Source organism: Luteolibacter pohnpeiensis, from assembly GCF_016595435.1.
GTDB lineage: Bacteria > Verrucomicrobiota > Verrucomicrobiia > Verrucomicrobiales > Akkermansiaceae > Luteolibacter > Luteolibacter pohnpeiensis.
On record NZ_JAENIJ010000049.1, the window covers coordinates 1 to 18,399 of the forward strand.

The 18,399-nt window shown below is 50.6% G+C and carries 9 protein-coding genes and 1 tRNA gene; 8 read left to right on the plus strand and 2 right to left on the minus strand.

Annotation, left to right across the window (positions count from 1 at the left end):
• Positions 1-266: 266 nt before the first annotated feature.
• A tRNA-Ser gene (locus JIN85_RS18535) sits at positions 267-354 on the minus strand.
• A gap of 227 nt (positions 355-581) precedes the next feature.
• Between JIN85_RS18535 and JIN85_RS18540 the strand changes: the two genes are divergently transcribed.
• From JIN85_RS18540 to JIN85_RS18555, 4 genes are all read left to right on the plus strand, one after another.
• Entirely contained in the window at positions 582-1,178 is a 597-nt protein-coding gene (locus JIN85_RS18540; protein WP_200273613.1) for an RNA polymerase sigma factor, read from the plus strand.
• A gap of 32 nt (positions 1,179-1,210) precedes the next feature.
• The gene (locus tag JIN85_RS18545) at positions 1,211-3,796 is read left to right on the plus strand and encodes a vWA domain-containing protein (protein ID WP_200273615.1); all 2,586 of its coding nucleotides are present in this window, start codon (positions 1,211-1,213) and stop codon (positions 3,794-3,796) included.
• A gap of 174 nt (positions 3,797-3,970) precedes the next feature.
• The gene (locus tag JIN85_RS18550) at positions 3,971-10,618 is read left to right on the plus strand and encodes a hypothetical protein (protein ID WP_200273617.1); all 6,648 of its coding nucleotides are present in this window, start codon (positions 3,971-3,973) and stop codon (positions 10,616-10,618) included.
• Positions 10,619-10,660: 42 nt separating this feature from the next.
• Complete coding sequence (locus tag JIN85_RS18555) at positions 10,661-11,374, plus strand: phosphodiester glycosidase family protein (protein WP_200273619.1); 714 nt, start codon at positions 10,661-10,663, stop codon at positions 11,372-11,374.
• Positions 11,375-11,385: 11 nt separating this feature from the next.
• On the opposite strand, the gene JIN85_RS18560 is transcribed toward JIN85_RS18555, so the two are convergent.
• Positions 11,386-12,093 carry an outer membrane lipoprotein-sorting protein gene (locus JIN85_RS18560; RefSeq protein WP_200273621.1) on the minus strand — a complete coding sequence of 236 codons (708 nt, stop codon included), beginning with the start codon at positions 12,091-12,093 and terminating at the stop codon, positions 11,386-11,388.
• 264 nt (positions 12,094-12,357) lie between these two features.
• Between JIN85_RS18560 and JIN85_RS18565 the strand changes: the two genes are divergently transcribed.
• The 4 genes from JIN85_RS18565 to JIN85_RS18580 all read left to right on the plus strand — a co-directional run bounded on the left by JIN85_RS18565 (position 12,358) and on the right by JIN85_RS18580 (position 18,030).
• Positions 12,358-13,350 (plus strand): hypothetical protein, encoded by a 993-nt coding sequence (locus tag JIN85_RS18565; RefSeq protein WP_200273623.1) that lies wholly within the window; start codon positions 12,358-12,360, stop codon positions 13,348-13,350.
• Complete coding sequence (locus tag JIN85_RS18570; RefSeq protein WP_200273625.1) at positions 13,343-14,275, plus strand: 2-dehydropantoate 2-reductase; 933 nt, start codon at positions 13,343-13,345, stop codon at positions 14,273-14,275. The genes JIN85_RS18565 and JIN85_RS18570 overlap by 8 nt, the downstream gene beginning before the upstream one ends.
• A gap of 654 nt (positions 14,276-14,929) precedes the next feature.
• Positions 14,930-16,279: a hypothetical protein gene (locus JIN85_RS18575; protein WP_200273627.1), complete on the plus strand. Its 1,350-nt coding sequence runs from the start codon at positions 14,930-14,932 to the stop codon at positions 16,277-16,279.
• The gene (locus JIN85_RS18580) at positions 16,276-18,030 is read left to right on the plus strand and encodes a 13E12 repeat family protein (RefSeq protein ID WP_200273629.1); all 1,755 of its coding nucleotides are present in this window, start codon (positions 16,276-16,278) and stop codon (positions 18,028-18,030) included. Before JIN85_RS18575 ends, JIN85_RS18580 begins: the two co-directional genes overlap by 4 nt.
• Positions 18,031-18,399 lie beyond the last annotated feature (369 nt).

Sequence of the window (18,399 nt, forward strand, 5' to 3'; positions counted from 1 at the left end):
GGTCGTAACCCTTCAGGCCTAAATTTAGGTTAACAAACATCGGGGACATGATGGCATCCGTGCCTCATGTCCCCAATCTTTGAGGATGAGCCGAATTTCGGGCTCATCCTCAATCTTTGGTGTAGACCCGACAAAGAGGCCTTCGCGACGCAAATACGAACTGCGTGGTACCGGGTGGATTTGAGGATGTTTTCCAATCATCTCAGCATCAAGGAGATGCTACAAAAACAAGAAGTGCTGCCGGGAGTTCGCAATAACAGCAAAAATGGCGGAGGGGGTGGGATTCGAACCCACGGAACCTTTCGGCTCTCCGGTTTTCAAGACCGGCGCAATCGACCACTCTACCACCCCTCCGGGAATTGCATTGCGTGATGCGCGGAGGGGTATGCGGAATCAGGCGGAGAAGATCAAGGAAATTTCGGCTTAGCGAAAATTCTGCCAACAGGGCCCGCAAAAACCATGGAATTCTATCCCTAACCGGACTTGGGTGATCTTTCCGAAAATTTGTCAGATTTTTTCCAAGGATTTTCCCCTTGGCGTGTCTTGGATGGTGGAAGGCATGACCCGACAACAGTTCACTCATGGAAATTCAAGCGACCAGCCCTCTTCGCGGAAATGATTCGGAAATCCCTTTCGGGAAGGCTGAGCCGGTGATTTTGTTTCGAAAGCCCATGGAGAAGAAGCGCTCACTCCAAGAAATTTTCGAAGCCGAGGAATCACCTTTGCTGCGATTTGCATTCGGACTGACCAAACAGCGGGAAACTGCCGAAGATCTTGTCCAGGAGGCATTTCTTCGACTCCACGAACATTTTGAGCAGGTCGATCAACCTCGGGCCTGGCTATACCGCGCGGTGCGCAATTTGGCACTCAATCATCTTCGCGACCATCGAAAAGAAACGGCTTTGGAGGATGATGGCGAGGTGATTGAGCACCGGGCGAGTCCCGAACGAGTGATAGGAAAATTCGAAGCAGTCGATCGGCTTCGAATTTTGATGGCTGAATTGAGCGACTCGGATCGCGAATTGATCGGACTGAAATACCATGAAGAACTGAAATACGAACAGATTAGCGAGCGGACTGGGCTAAGTGTGGGAAATGTTGGTTACAAATTACATCATCTACTCAAGGGACTCGCTGATGGTCTTCGGCGGATGGGTATCGAGAGCATGGATGGCTGAGATTGGAGATCTAACTAAAATAAGAATAAGCAATGAAAGATGATCATTCAAAAAATCCAGAGCCTTCGGCGAATGCCGTTGAGGCACGGATTGTGGCTTGGGTGATGGGGGAGGCGTCGGCATTCGAGGTTGAGGAATTGATGCGCGTTTGCGCTGAGAATCCTGCCCTGGAAGATTTTCGGTTAGAAATTTTTAAAATACATCAATTACTGGAAGCAGAACGAGGATCCCAATCCGATTGGAAACTGCCACCGTCCAAAAGAAACGCAATTGAGTGTCTGTTAGATAAAACGAGTGTGCCTGAAAGCCGATATATCAGGCGCAGTTGGAGGCGTAGCTTGGTCGGAATCGCAGCGTGTTTATCACTCACTGTAATCATCCTGAAGTACGGGCGTGATCCTGCTGATCCGTATGGCGAAGGTATGGGATCGCATCTGGAAGAGAACTCGGCGCATCTTCAGACGCATGACTTGGTGGCTGAATCAACTCCAGGCTTGAATCCAGCGATTGCACCTCGGGCGAGAGATGGAATGATCCCTGAACAAATTGCAGGGGGAGAAAGTGGGGCAAATTTTAAGGATGGTGATGTGCGCCGTAACAAAAATGAGCGCATGGATAGCAGGTATGCTGAGGGACCAAAAGTTGCGGAGACACGTTCGTTGTCAGAGCAGTCGCCGACTGCTGAAATGCGTCAAGGAATCATGGACGCTGAATCTAATGGGAGGGCTGCAACTAGTTTGGGAGACGTCGGTTTGAGTGCAAAGCGTGAATCATCTGATTATGATTCAATAGCAAACATCGTGACGGGCGGTCTGAGATCTGGAGATTCGGCGATTCCTCAATCTCAGATTGACGATTTGCTTAAAAAACAAAATACGTTAGAAAACAAAGATATTACTGCTGGTTCTCTCGGCGGAAGAGGAGGGGCGGATTTATTTTCAGATGGCTTCAGTGATAAAGCATCTGATGCAGATGATGAGATTGGAGCAAATCCTGATCTTAGATTCAAGGCAGAGGATAGAAGTGATGCAGACAAAATTCGAAATAACCTATACCTTGCTGAAGGTGATTTTAATTTAGGTAAATACGACGCTGCTAAGTCGGCCTATGAAGATGTGTTGAGAATCGATCCCTACAATGCCGCGGCGCGTCGTGGTATGGAAAAGGTGGACGCAACAAAAACGGATTATTATAGAGCTGCTTACGATCAAACTCGATCTGAGCTGCTGATGCAGGCTGATAGAGCTTGGGAGTCGAGCGTGCCGCAGGCGCCGACAGATCTACTAAAAAAGCCTGTCGATGGTGGACAAACCATATCAACTGGAATTACCTCTGTAGAGGATCAACCTTACTCGACTTTTTCGTTGGCTGTTAGTGATGTGTCGTTCCAACTTGCAAAGTCAGCCCTCGAGGTAGGATCCAGTCCTGATCCCTCCCAAATTGCAGTCGAACAATTTTATAATGCAGTGGACTACGGCGACGCTGCTGCCACGAATGCGGATGGTGTTGCTGGAGTTGTCGAGCAATCTGCCGACCCGGTGACACCCGGCTGGAATCTGGTCCGCATCGGCATTCGCACTGCAGCCGTAGGTCGGGCGAATGGACAGCCACTGCGCCTGACTTTGCTGATTGATCAGTCTGGCTCAATGGTTCGCGATGATCGCCGCGAAACATTGGAGCAAGCGATGGCAAGTCTCTCGAAGTTACTAACGCCAGAGGATCGTGTGACGATTATCGGATTCTCAAGAACACCTACTTTGCTGGCCGAAAACTTGAGAGGAAATGATCCTAAATTGTCAGCAATTGCCACGGATCGAACAACTGGTGAGGGAACCAACCTGGAGCAGGCGATGAGACTTGCCGGTGAAATTGCAACGAGAAATTATGTGGATGGTTCTCAAAACCGGATCGTTCTTTTTACCGATGGCGCGGCCAATTTGGGCGATGCAGACCCTGCGAAGTTGGCAGAACAGGTCACCGAATTGCGAATGAAGGGGGTTTCTCTGGATGTAGCAGGTATCGGCAGCAATGGCCTGAATGATCTTTTGTTAGGAGAAATGTCCAGGAGTGGAAACGGCAGATACTACATCGCCGGTGAGCAGCTTGGCCAGCAGTTGGCAGGTGCCTTTCATCCTGCAGCGGAGGATGTGAAAGTGCAGGTCCATTTCAATCCTAAGAGAGTTTCTCGCTATCGATTGGTGGGCTTTGAGAAAAACCGACTCAAGGAACAAGATTTCCGCAATGATTCGGTGGATGCTGCTGAAATGGCTGCCGATGAATCTGGGATAGCGCTCTATCAAGTCGAATTAATTACAAACGGCGAAGGTGATCTTGGTGATGTTGGGGTTCGCTTTCGCTCTGCTTCCACCAAGGAAATAGTCGTGCGGAGTTGGACCATGGATTACAATCCAGCAGTGCCCAGCTTCGATCATGCCAGCCGATCCATCCAACTGGCTGGATTAGCCATGATGGCTGGAGAAAAGCTGAAAGCTGGAGCATCAAGTGATGCAATCGATTTTAAGAAGTTTGCGAACCCGATCGCAGCAGTAAAGCAATATTACGCCGAAAGCAGTAAAGCTCAGGATATGTTACGAGTGATCGAAAAGCTGAATCACTGAGAATTTACCCCGGATTTACAGACCGATCGGGCGGTGCGTGTTAAGTAATGAAACCGGGTAGGTTAACAACCGGATGAGTATTCTATTGCCTTTTCCAAACTGAAGAATGAAATGAAACTAAGTTATATATGGTTGGTTGGGTGTCTGATTCTAGGAAAATCCATCGGACAAGAAGTGGCCAATCCTACTATTGGAAATGGTGTGGTGGTTCTTCCTGTAAACGATTATAACGCCCCGCTTCCGAGTTTTTACGGGGTTCGTTCAACTACCGAGGTGCGTGCTGAAAAAAATGTGGTGGTTGGCAAGCACCGGGTTGAATTTAAAATTTTCCAGGGTAATCCTGAAATTTTGGAAATCGGTTTAGGTGGCGACGGTGAGATTGATAAAGTCGAGGGAGCCTGGATTAACGATTGGAGTGTTCGCACAAATGCCGATGGTGCGCGATTTCTTTCGATTCGTCCAAAGGAACTCGATCTACGACAACCAAACGTCATTTCAGTGGAATCAAGGACTTCGGTGCATGATGGCAGATTCAAGGTTCTTCTCCCATCTTCGGCAGGATCATCGAGTTTCACTGGTGAAGTGCATTTAACAGCAGTCGATGGGGTTGAGGTTCAATTGAATCAATCGGACGGGCTCAGGCCCTTGAGTGTGAGTCAAGGTATCGGTTTTATAGGCGATGGAGCTGGTTTGTTAGATATCTCAGTCATTGATTCAGGACCGGATGCGGGGGGAGCTATTTTGAAGGAAGTCATGCTTACTGGTACATGTGCGCCCGACGGTGAAAGTGTTGATTTTGATCTAACAGGTCTAATCCATTCTCAAAAAGAAGGGGCAACAGTAGATGTTTTAACAGGCAATGGCGCTATCGCAAACGGGGTTGCGGGTGACGGTTGGCACTTGGAGTTAAGAAGGGCAAATGTTGGATACGATCATGTTCTGATTGCGGAGCGCGAAGGGGATATCCCATTCCGAATCGAATTTCAGGCACCCGTCGAACATGATAAGGAGTGGAGTTCGCTGAACTTCTCTGTTCCTGGCGGCGTGATCATTCCGATACAAATTCGTGGGCTGGATCGATTGGTTGTATTCGATCCAAAGCGGGCAGTAGTCCCAAAATGGTCGCATGATGCGGCAGAGTTCGCGACCGGTTTCCTCGCTGCGAACGGATCTGCCGAGTTGGCATGGAAACAAGATACGAACATCCGGAAACAAGCACTTGTATTTTCAAGTGAAGCGGTGACTGACATTCAAGTTGGCAGTGGATTGGTAAAGCAGAAATCAAATCTTAATATCAAGGTGCTACAAGGTGAGATGCCGGGTATGACGTGCCAACTTTTCGGGAAGGCTGAAGTGATGGCAGTTCGGGGAGATGGATTGCGAACCTGGTCGGTAAGAGAGCAAGATGGGATTCGACTCATTGAGTTGGAATTTAGCCAACCGATGAAAGAAAGCATCCACTTATCGATGGATTTGCAGACATCCATGTCTGGATTCCCCGCGCGTGTGGATGGGGTGCGTGTGGTGCCTGTCGGTGCTTTGCGACACAGTGGTTGGTTGAGATTACGAAATGATGGCGCAGTTCGTTCCGACGTGGTTGACCATAAAGGATTGATTCAGATTTCGGCCGATTCATTCCCCATGCATGATGAAGTTCCAGCTGGTTTGGTGTATCGATTTCCTTCGGCAGAATATCAATACGTAGTTGCCGCCCATCAAGTGTTGCCTGAGGTCGGAGTGACGGAGGTTAGCGTTTATCATCTGGATGAGACCGATCGGCGGATCGAATCCCAATTGGAATTGGATATTCGTGAAGCTTCGATACGCGATTGGGAATTGGAAATTCCGGATGGATATTCGGTAGCTGGATTGGGTGGGTCCTCCGTGCAGGATTACACGCTTGGGGAGAATTTGAAAAACGGGATGAGGAAACTGAAGATCCTCTTTAACCAGCCGTTGTTTGGTCGACAGCTAATCGCGCTCAATCTTGAAAAGAACGATCCAGCTGCTGCTGGAGATTGGCTGCTCCAACCACTTGAATTCCCTGATGCAAAATCGAGACGTGGCTATATTGGCGCGACTGCAGCTGCCGGCTATCGATTGGCTATTGGTGAAACCTCCGGGGGGACTGAGGTTCCGGTTACGTTTTTTCCACGAAAAATTCCTGCATTGCAACAAGCATTCCGCTTGAAAGAAGAATCATGGAAACTCCAACTTCAAGTTGAAGCATTGGGTCAAAGTGTGCAGGCGGATGTATTTCATCTTTACTCACTGAAATCCGGTTCGGCGTATGGCAGTGTATTGATGAATTTCTTTGTGGTTGGCGCACCAGTCAGCGAATGGAAAATAGCTGTTCCAGAATCAATCGGGAACATTGAAGTGACAGGTCAGAGTGTCGGTCGCGATTGGCGACGGCAAGGCACAGAATTGATTGTCCCATTATCACGGCCTGTATCTGGGGCGGTAACGCTATTGGTGACGTTCGAGCAACCAATGAGTGCCGCAGGCGGAGAGATTTCACCTGGTGAAGTTCGGCCCTTGGGAGTTCAGAGCGAGCGTGGATATATCCAGGTGGTGAGTCCGCTTCAGGTTGATTACGAAGTTGCTCGAAGTGAAGGTTCATTGCTTAAACTGGAAGCCACGGAATTGCCGCCAGAATTCAGGATATTGAGTAGTGCTCAAACTTTGGAAGCTTGGCAATATACATCTCGCGATTTCCAAATCGGCATGCAAATCCATTGGTATGAGCAGGGTGAAACCGTGGAGCAAGTTGCGGACTTTGTAAAGCTATCCACGCATGTTTCCAGAGATGGCGAATGGGTGACAAATGCACGTTATTTCATTAAATCCAAAGGACAAACCGGATTGCGGATGCTGTTGCCTGATCATGCCATTTTATGGAAATGTGAAGTGGCTGGTGAATCAGTGCATGCGCGCCAGGATGACGGACAGATCTTAATCCCGGTCGAGGTGAAATCAGATCCCAACGAATTGATCGAGGTCGTCGTTCAATACGGGGCGAAGTCCAAAAATTCGGACAAGATCCATCTAATAGCACCTATCCTTGAATCTCCACTTGTCCTTGGCGAATGGATGGTTACTGCAGATGAAGGACGGGTCTTGAATCCTAAGTCCGGAAATGCAGAACAAATCGGTTTTTCTGCAGCGGGTACAGGATGGTCCTGGATGAGAAGTCGTAAGCTTCCTGTTTTTACACTGATATCAATTTTTCTGTTGATGTGGTATTTTCGTGATCATCGCGTAGGTGTGGTTCTTGGCCTCATAGGTGCTTTCGGGGCTTTGGTTTTTGGTCTGATAGCTGCCAAAATTCCACAAGCGGGACTGCAGAGCCTTGAATACACCACACCTGTTCTGAATGCGCGTGACTCGATTTTTGTCGAGATTGCGAATGTCCAGCCTTGGAAGTCGGAATTCAGTTTGCCTGCAATTTCGTGCCTGCTGTTGGGTGCAGCAATAATAGGAATATCATTATACAAAAAATGGCGGATCGTTAAATGGATCGGGATTCTGACTTTTGGAATGGGTGTGCTTTCACTTCATCACGGTGCGATGATCATCTTTCTACTGATTGCCATCCTGATGGCGGCTCGCTGTTTGCCGAGGACTATCGCGATAATACGACCTTTGCTTCGCAAAAAGGCCAGTGTGATTTCAGTATGGACGCTTGTCTTCTTGTCATTATCGATGCTCCAAGCCAGGAGCGAAGAACATCGTCCCGCGGAATCGATCCAGCAAGAATGGCGAATGGAGGGCGGGCGAGTTCAAGCTAAGCTGAGTATCACGATGCGTGGGGAAGTCGGCGATCGCTATCTTCTCCTGAATCAACCTGCCGTTGTGACTTCTTTTGATAGTAATAGCTCGCATTTACTCAAAGTTGGCACTGCCTATCTCATCGAGCTTGATTCTGTTGGTTTATCCCAAGCGTCCGTGAATTTTGAAATGGCACCTGGAGATTCAAGTGATCTTTGGTTGGTTCCTACAGGACCTGCGGTGATGCAAATTCTGCAAATCCGTCGTCCTGGCGCGGGTTGGGAGTTCTACTCGGATCAGGCTGCCAAAATTACTCCCCTTGATGGAGATGCTGCCAATCAAGAAAGTGGAGCTGTTATCACACTCAATCCTTCGGATCATATCATGATCGGAATGCGTCCGATGGCTCGTGATGTTAGCAAAGAATCTCTGAAATTTTTTGTCGAATCACAGGACTTGTTTGTGGCGGATGCCGGTGTTGTTACAGGCCAGCATCATTTCGACATCAAGCCCACCCAGGGACGCCTTCAAACGCTTTCCATCCATCTACCAAAGAACTTTGCGGTAGCGGATGTGGATGCTGGTCCCATCGGTTCCTGGGCATTCGATCCATCAACGCAAGAGTTGAATTTGGTGCTCGAGCCCTTCCAGGATCATCCATTCGGATTTAATATCACTACGCAATGTGGGATTGCCAGTTTGCCTTCAGATCTCGTATTGCAGCCACTTCGCGTGAAGGAAGCAGCAGGCGAAGTGGGGTTGCTGGGAATCGTGTATGGCGATGGCGTTCAGGGTGATTTAATGCCGCAGGTTGGTTTGACCAAAGTGGATCCTGGTGATTTCCGAATTGGAGGTAATGACAGGGGTCGTCCTCAACAAGTTTTCCGATATTCGGGCGAGAAAGCTGAAGGGCTCTTGCGACTTACGAACGTAGAGCCGGACTTGCGTTCTGATATTTGGCAGGTGATCTCACTGGGAGAGGATCGCCTGGTCGTTTCCACGGATCTAACCGTTGATATTTCGAAGGCAGGGGTGTTCAAACTTGAGCTGTCCTTGCCAGCGGACTTGGACATCGAAAGTGTGACCGGGGAGGGAATGGATCATTGGTCAGAAAGCCACGATGGTGAAAAGCGATTGCTGATTATCTATCTAACAGAAAAATCGATCGGGCGGCGCATGTTCAGTTTAACCATGAGTGGAGCTGCCGTTCCTTCCACAGAAAACTGGGAAGTTCCCAAGCTTTCATTACGAAATACCAGCCGGGAAAGCGGGCGCATCGTGATCGTCCCCGAGCGCGGGCTGCAGGTTCGCGCCGTGGACCGTCAGAAAATCTCGCAAATCGATGCCAGCGAATTGGCCTCTGGCACTCAGGCCAAGATTGGGAAACAACCCGGTGCCCTTGCCTATCGCTTGTTAGAAAGGGACTGGATTCTCAGGCTCGCCATCGGCAAACTCGATCCATGGATCACGGCACAAGTTTTACAGGATGTTACGCTTCGAGAAGGACAAGTGCTGAGTCATTTGTCCATGGATTATCGGATTGAAAACTCTGCGGTGAAATCAGTAAGAATCCGGATTCCTGGGCTTGATGAAGATGCGGCAGCAACAGTCCGAGCCAGTGGAACAGCCGTTGCTGATTTGGTCCGAGTCCCGGATGAGCCGGAACTGTGGGATGTCCATTTTCAGCGAGGCATTGCCGGTAACACCAAGGTGGATCTCGAGTTCCAACGTCGCGGAACTGCTGATGGAGTTGAGCGCATTTCAACTGTGGAGTTGATGGAAGTACGACAGCTAACGTATTTCGTGGCATTGAGGGCGGGTGGTCGTTTGGAATTGTCTGTCTCCAAAACTCCAAGCGGCTGGCAAAAAACGGATTGGTCCGTGTTGCGTGCTGCTGTGAGTCAGTTCACCGATCAGATGGCACCAGCTCTAGCGTTCCGGGTTGCTGACGCGGATGGACCTTTGGAGGTTGCCGTCGCCAGACATCAATTGGCTGGAACTAAAAAAATGCGGGTTTCCGCAGGAGAACTAACAAGTTTGATCTCCCCGACAGGTCAGGCACTCACCGCTGTCGATTTGACGATGCAGGTGGTTGAAATTGGAACCATTCGATTGACCCTTCCCGATGGTGCGAAGTTGTTCAATGTGGAGGTGAATGGAGAGGGCGCTAATTTGGTTAGAGATGCCAACGTGTTGCTGTTTCGCGTATCTCCGCCCGCTGATCAACAAGGCGCTGCAAAAGTTCGATTCACTTATTCATCCAGCAACAAATCAGAATTGGAAGGTCCACTATTGGACGTGCCTATGGAAAATCTAACATGGCGTGTTTTGGTGCCGGAAGGCTGGAAGTTCGAGACCGATGGTGGAGATTTTGATTTGAAAAAACAAAGCCGATCAGGAGTTTTCCGACTTGAGGACTATCAATCTTTTGCTGTCAGTAAGCGCTCCAATGATTCCGAATCTGCCGTGGCCATGCTGGATAAGGCCAGTGCATGGATGAGAAGTGGTGATCAGGAAAAAGCGAGTGCTGCGTTCGACAATGCACTCAAAAGCAACCGGCTCGACGAGGCGTCTAACGAGGATGCGCGAATCCAGTTGCGCCAATTGAGGATGCAACAAGCCATGCTTGGCCTCAACACACGTCGGCAAAAAGTGCTGATGGATCAAAATCTGGAAGGGGGTGAGAATGTCCAGATCGAACAGGCTGCCGAATCCAATCCGTTGCTAAGAGGTGCTGTGAACTTTGATCCGAAAGATTTTGATCGGGCGATTTCAGGAAATTCGGCGGATGAAAATGCCGCGCTGAAAGAAATTGCCGCACGCATCGTAGCCCAGCAATTGGCGGCAGAACCAGCACGCCAAGGCCTGGAAGTTACCATTCCAGAGCATGGAACAGTTCTAACTTTCGGCAGGAGTATTCAGATCGCAGGCGATGAGCCGATGAAGATGAAAATGAAACTTGAGAAAAAATCTCAAGGCGGCCTGTGGGTAGGATTGGCCGCCTGCGTCGTTTTCGGTTTGGTTGGCGGAACACGCTTTCGCCATCACTGAATCCAACTCGACAATGAATAGGTGATGCGATGCTCTCAGGCCATGCGGATTCTTTTCATACTCGTTGTGCTATTCCAAATTGCTTCAGGAGGAGAAGAAAAGGTGCAGCGTGCTGGCATCGAATATCGGATTTGGCGCGTGAAGCCGGATCGGGTGCGGGTGATCTGGCTGGGGAAGGATAAGAAACCGTTAAGGACATTCCAAGCAGTGAATCGCGCTCTAACAGATTCTGGCGAAAAGCCTGTCATGTTCATGAATGGTGGCATCTTCGAGCCTGGAGGAATCCCCAGCGGACTCTTGATCCAAAATGGGAAAACGCTGAACCCGCTCAATCGCAAGGATGGCAATGGGAATTTTTTCCTCAAACCGAACGGTGTATTTTTCCTCACCGAAGATGGAGCGCAAATCGTGGATGCCTCAGCATTTGACGCTAACAGAAACGGGATTCGCTATGCCGTCCAATCCGGGCCGTTGTTGCTGAAAAATGGTCAAACCCACGCCGCATTTCGCAAGCAATCGGAATCCCGGTTGTTGCGAAATGGGGTTGGTGTGGATCACGAAGGAAATGTGATCTTGGCAATCAGTCGCTCCGATTCACCCAAGTCTCCGAACTTCTATGAGTTCGCGGATTTATTCCGAAGTCTCGGTTGCGAGAATGCGTTGTTTCTGGATGGAGTGATTTCGCAAATGAAGCAGGCCGATGATCTTCAAAAATCGACCGACCTTTTTGGCTCCATCATTGCGGTGGTGGAATGATGGATTTTGCTTCAGCGGATCTTCGGAGTGTCGAAGGTGACATTGGTGATGCTGCTGCGGCGCTCGGTTTTTGGATCGTAGCTGGAGACCTGCATTTTCTTCAATGTGTAGAGATCCTTGGACACTTTCATGACATCACGGACTTCGAACTGTTTCAGCAACTTGCCATTCTTATCGTAACCCTTGATCTGCATGAAGGCACCGTATTTGGTGTGAACCCAGACATACATGCTTTCATATCGACCGGACTGACCTGATGGTTTGTCGAGTCGGATTTTATAGCAAGGCTGACCTCCGACGTCTTCTTGTTTCTCAAATTTTGGATTCGGCCAATAGAAGAAGCGGAAGGAAAGATCTTCGTAGGTGAGATCCGTGCCGGCGATGGGTTCAACAATTTTTGACGAAGGAAATGCGATCGTTTTGCCATCGACGATTTCAAAGAGTTTGTATTCCTCGTCGCCGAGACGCATGTGAAACACGCGCCAGTCCTTGCCTTCATTGAATTGGAACTGGATGTTTTCTCCTTTCAGGAATAAGGCGATCGGAATGGTTTTACGGCCCTGCGACAGCTCTCCATTGAGACCATCGTCCAGCTCTGTCAATGTGGCCGAAATTCTTGCGCGCTCAATGATCGCATTTGCATCGGGGGCTTGGGCTTTCGCGAAAGGCGCTGATAGGCAGGCAACAGCTATGAGTGCGGATTTGAAATTCATCATCATATCATGGGGGTGATTACCGTTTGGACAAGAGCTGGAGTGGATTCCTTCAAAAAGAATTTTGATTCCGGTTGAACGAAGATAGATCCATCGCGGCTTTACCCCGTATCTGCAACGATCGTGGGCTCAACGCCGAATTCATCCATGAGCTGAAAATTTCAAGGAAGGCGTAATTTCATTTTCGATTCCGCCTTTTTTGGGGCTTGATGCAGGCCGGTAGGCGGAATTGGATACTCGGAGACAAGCAATTTGTTTCAAAACCTCCACATGAGCCTCCGTAAGCAGCTATCCGACCTACTATCCCAATTGCTCCCGGCAAATCCGTCCGACGCAATTAAGGGAACGGAACTGATCCGGTTGGTGCGGATGCAGTTGAACGGGAATTACTCGGATGCGTCGCTCCGCTACCATTTTTCCATCATGTCGTGCGATCCGGGCTCGCCGATCGCCAAGGTGGAAAAAGGCCAGGGCTACTACCGGCGTAGCGCGCCACTTCCAGCGCTTTCCGGTGCGCAGGAGCTGCTATCCCTGACGCAGGGTCGTTTGGATGACCTCACCTCGGGCGATCAAGGCGTGGTGGACGAAGCCATGATGCGGGTCCGCAAGTTCCGCGCAGTCGTGACCCGATATTTCGAAGTCAACGGACGTTTCCCGTTCGCGTTCCGTGAGGCGTTCGGCAAGGACTCACCGATCAGCAACCTGTGGAAATTTCCAGAAATGGTATTGGTCGATTGGGAAACCGGAGGCTCGCCAGATGAAGAAATGTCTCTGGACGAGACGATGCTGGCGTTTAAGCAACGCCTTGGACTTGCACCATTTCGATTGCATGCGGCGCGGCTGAGGATTCAGCCATCGCTGGCGACCTATCGGGAAGATTTTTTCCAAACGCTTGCCGTGTCCACCTGGGCGCAAGGGGGAGAGTTGATTTACGCGGCACCGATCGTGGATGAAGCGTTGGCGGATGGACTCCGCCGTCTCAGCGCGACCTTCGGGGTGGGCGTGACTTCCTTCGGTCTAACTCCGGAAGTTCTCGAAGAACTGCCGCGCCCTGCGAACATTTTGAACGCGAACCTGCGCGAGACGGATGCGATCATGTCGATGCTGGATGTGACCCGGATTTCATCGGTGAATTCTCGGGCTCATCTGGATTGGACAGCGCTGAGCTCGATGCGCGATGGATCTGATGAAACGGAAAAGTTGGTGCGCTGGCTGACAAGGTGTATCGATTCACGGCGAGCAGAGCCTTACAAGGATGAGTGAATCGAGTTGGAATTTCAAAAGCATTGCGATCGTAGGATCTGGAGCGATCGGACTTTATTACGGTGGAAGATTGGCGAAAGCAGGGGAGGACGTGCGGTTTTTGCTGCGCTCGGACTTTGACGAAATCCAGAAAAACGGGCTGAAGGTCGGAAGCTGCCATGGTGATTTCGAACTGCCACAGGTTCAGGCATATCGCACGCCCGAAGCGATCGGGCCAGTCGATCTGGTGATTGTGGCCTGGAAGGCAACCGCGAATCACCTGCTCAAACAGGTGTTGCCTCCGTTGCTGCACGATCAAACACAGGTGCTGACCCTGCAGAATGGTTTGGGCAACTGCGAGCAAATTGCCGAAATCGTCGGTCCTCAGCGGGTTTTGGGCGGTCTTTGCTTTGTTTGCATCAACCGCATGGCCGCCGGCTTGGTCAGCCATACGGCGGGTGGCAAAATCTCTTTAGGTGAATGGCGCCCCGGTGGGGATCGAGCAAAGATTTTGGTGGCTCGTATGAATGCGGCAGGAATTCCAGCCGAATTGTCCGGAGATTTGGAAAAGGCCCAATGGGTCAAATTGATCTGGAATATACCGTTCAATGGCTTGGCTGTGGCCGAAGGCGGTGTGACAACCGACATTCTGCTCGCGGATCCAGCGATCGAAATGGAAATCCGAGGTTTGATGGCGGAAATCATCCTCGCCGCCCGCGCCCAGGGGATCGATCTGGACGAGGCATTGATCAGTCAAAACATCGAGCGGACGAGACCGATGGGACCATACCGGCCATCGACCATGATCGATTTCGTCGAAGGACGGGAAATCGAGTTGGGTCCGATCTGGGAAGAACCACTCCGCCGGGCGAAAAAGGCCGGTGTTTCCATGCCCCGGCTCGAGCATCTGATCCAGCGCATGAAAGACTGCTGCGGCCAAGCGTAGGATGCACGATCATCTCTGTTCACACCATTGTGAATAACTTGTGGGAAAAGTCGAAAAACCCACGTTTCGTGTGGAAAATCCGACTTATCCACCGCAACGCTGGAAAACGAGCAAAAGGTCTTGCCTCGAACAAGTGTTGGCAGGGACTTTTTGGTTATGGAATAACTGATTTTTGTAATGTGTACAAATCGAGTGGGTTGTGATTTTGTTTTTAGCTTGTTCACAGGTTGTCACCATCTTGTTCACACCATTCATTCATAACTCCAATGAATGCCCTGCATGCTTGGTTCGGCTGTGAATCGTTCCCGGAACCAATTGTGAATAACTTGGGAAAAGATTCCAAAATGGCTGTTTTTTCGGGCTTTTTCCTGAGTTGCAAAGTGCAAGGCTTCCGTCATTCCCTGCTGGGAAAAAGAGTGTCATTTCGCAAAAAAATGATTTCATAACGGCGCTTCACACGCTCAAGTCATAGAGATGTCACGTGGCCCCATTTTCATCTCGACGGCGATATGCCTGATAGGCCTTGCGACAGGATTCGCGATTCGAAGAACGGGACAGGCGTCCGATGCGGAAAAAGGAACGACTCCAGATCAAACGCAGGTGAGATCTGGTAGCCACGTCAGATCTTCCTCCCGCAAGCCTGGGGGATCTTCCATGAATCTCGAAATACCTGCTCCTTCAAGTGAGACCGTCGAGACCTTGCTGAATTCCAGCCCTGAGTTGTTGTATGAAAAAATCGCCCTTTGGCTGATGGACGCGAACGTCCGGCAGATCGCGGAATTTTTTGATCAGTATCAGCACGTTGAGCCTAAAAACCACGACGTGATGGGGCTGGTGCTGACCCGTTGGACCGAGCTTGATCCGAAAGGCGCGCTGGCGAGCACTTCGGACAATTGGCACGATTCCATCTTGCGCAGTTGGGCCGCGAATGACCCGGATGCTGCCTTTGCGGCGATTGACAGGACGAGTTCTTCCGAAACCTCGTCATTCCTGTTTGGCATTTATCCAAATCATTCAGATTGGCTGATGCGGCATCTGAACGAATTTCCGGCAGAACAAAGGCAGTCGATTTTGTTGAATATGGGATTGCTGTCTCATTCCGATCAGCCCGAGGAGCTGTTCGAGTTCATCGAAAGCAATGGCGGTGGGTTTCCTGCAGTTGCTTTTCGGGATTGGGTGATGAAGGACCCATGGACTGCCTTTTCGCGCATCCTGGCCGATGGGAAAAGGAAAGGGGCGAGAGGCGGTGGTGTGGGCGAGGAGGATAATTTTTCCATTTTCGTCGATACTCTGGCATCAAAAGACCCCGAATTGCTGCAGAAGTTCGCAGAGCAAGCGCCATCGGGAGAATTCAAGTTGAAACTGGAGCAAGCCCGGTTCGATAACCTGCTGAAAACGGACCCTGCGGCGGCGGAGAGGGAGGCAATGGAAACTACCGCGCCGCGGATTGCGAGGCAGCAGTTGGGCGCAGTCGGCATGAGTTTGCTGGAGAATGAGCCGGAGCGGGCGCTAGCAATTGTCTCGCGCTTGTTGGAAGTGGATCCTTGGGCGTTGCAGCAAGGGAAACCGCTTAGCGCTGCCTGGGGTAAGGAAACCGATTCGAGCTACCGGCTGATGGAAACTTTGCTGTACGAAAATCCGGGTGAAACCATGGCCGCATTCGCTCAAAGCGGCACGCTCAAATTGTTGAATCCGAACCTGCCATCAGTTCCTCAAACTTGGGCCAACAGTGAGCCTGCAGCGATGGGAGACTGGATCGATCATCAATCCGACCCCGCAGTGATCGAGCCGCTTTCGAATGTCCTTTCCCGATCTTTGTTAACAGCTGGCGATTTTGAAGGAGCTGCAACCAGGGCAAATTATGGACAGCGTAGCGTGTTGCCGATCGTGCTATTCGAATGGTCCGGCCAAGATATGGAAGCTGCCATGCAATGGCTGGATAGCTCGGGGATGTCAGCCAGTCAGATTGAGTGGATGAAACAGAACTATATCAAAAAGCCATGAATACCCCTCAACCCTATTCGCCACGGTTCGCATGGCATTCGGGCCTTTTGATCGTTACCACTATCGTGGGTTGGTGGTTTGCTGGATTTGCGCCGAAGCCCGATGGCGGAAGAGATCAGCCGGTCCTCCAAGCGACGCGAACCTCGAACCGCTCTGCCCGCCCGAGACTTGAATCCGGAACTCCGGCTGAGGTGAGGCAAAAGGTGAAAACCGTCATGGCTGCTGGTTCGCAGCGCGATCGCATGCTGGCGGTCATGGGCCTTGTCGAATCCATGGACGTGGAGGAACTTGCACAATGGATCAAGGCAGGTTGGTTCGAAACTGCAGCGGGACCAGAAGCCGTGCTTTTCAATAAGCTGGCGGCTTTAAAGTGGGCTCGCGCGGATCCCGAAGGTCAATTGGAGTGGTCGCTATCAAATAACATCGTCCCCACAGGCGCGGTGAGACTTTGGGCAACCCGCGATCCGGAAAGTTTGGTCGAATTTTTGGATAAACATCCCACCAACCAGGAAAACGCCATTTTAACAATTCTTGCGGAGTCTGATCCGGAGCTTGTCTTGAATCGGCTGATCGAGAAACCCAGTGACACATCCGTGGTGTCAAATTTTTTTACGGGTAGTATGTATCAGCTTTTCGCGAATGTTGCCCGCCTTGATCCTGAGCTGCTGGATGAGTATTTGAATAAGCTTCCAAAATCGAATCGGGGAATCGGCGAATCCATTTCCATTCAAACCAAGCTGAATCAATCCTTCTCTGAAGAAATTGCCCGATTGCAGGCGCAACCCGATGGCTGGAGCCGGTTCTATGATGCGCTTAGCACCCCATATCTCCAGACTGATTTTTTACGTGAGTTCCCCTCCTGTCTCACCACCTTCTCGAAAGAATGGATGCAGAAGCTGGCGGCTCAACCTTCTCTCTACATCCGTGAGAACAACGCCCAGCAGTGGCTGGAGGCGGATTTGGAGTCGCTGAATTTTACCCGGGAGCAAGTGGGGGACATTCAGAAAAGCAGTTTGCAAATTCTGGCTTCGGACGATCCCGCTGCCGCCATCGCGTCGCTAAACCGACTCCATCTCAGTGTGGCGGAGCGTGCTGAAATGTTGACCGAATTGACCAGCTATCTGGCGAAGGATCGCAATGCGATGACCCGCCTGAAGGCTGCAATCGATTCGCCGGATGATTTGGAATTGGTCAATCAGGCGATCGACGAGAAACCTGAATCCTGGGAATCCAAGAGTTCCAGATGGACGCAACAGCCGGAGAGTTGGCTGGAAGCCGTAGCTGAAAATTCAGGATCGAATTTCAGCTTCTTGTTAGACAATCTCAAGTATTGGGATTCTACCCATCTTGCTCAGCTTTCGAGTCAGTTCGAGGCACTGCCTGAAGAAGAGAAATTGAAGGTGGCTGAAAAGTTTTCCGATGTTTGGAAATATGGAAATAGCGATCCGGCATTTCTTTCAACTTGCACGGCCTATCGGCTTGAGAGGGGCCAAGATATTTCCCCGGATGATCCCGAAATGCAAAAGATTAGCTCCGATGTCAGCTTTCAAGTCAAAACCTGGGGGCAGGTAGATCCAATTGCCGCCAGCCGCTGGGCCGACGATTTACCGGAATGTCAGGCGAAGACGACCGCCCGGAAGGATCTGGCTAGGATATGGATGACTTACGACCCGGACGCCGCGAACCAATGGATCAACAGCTTGCCAAGCGAGGCCCGGGCTGAGGTTCGCGCCGCTTTGGCTGGAAATTAGCCAGTCCCTTCACGCATCACTGACCCCGCGATCGCGTAATAGCCTTATGGCCGATTTTGGGACATGGTCATCTCGTCAGCACGACGAAGCCCCCCCCCGATTCGAAATCGCTGACAACCATCCCCCCGATTCCCCCCATTGAGACGGCTGCCGAAATTCCCCCCTTTCGGCAGCCGCTTCCTTTTTTCAGGGGTTGTGTGGCAAGATTTAGCTCGGGGTAGGTGACAAACTGGATCGCATGCCTTGTGCCGAGTGGTTGGATCGATCGAGGAACTAAAATTCAAGCTGGCACTCTCCGGGAGACTGCAGCTAGATTACCACGCTCTTTCTCTATGATCACTTACACCAAACCCCCGCATCCAAGAGAAC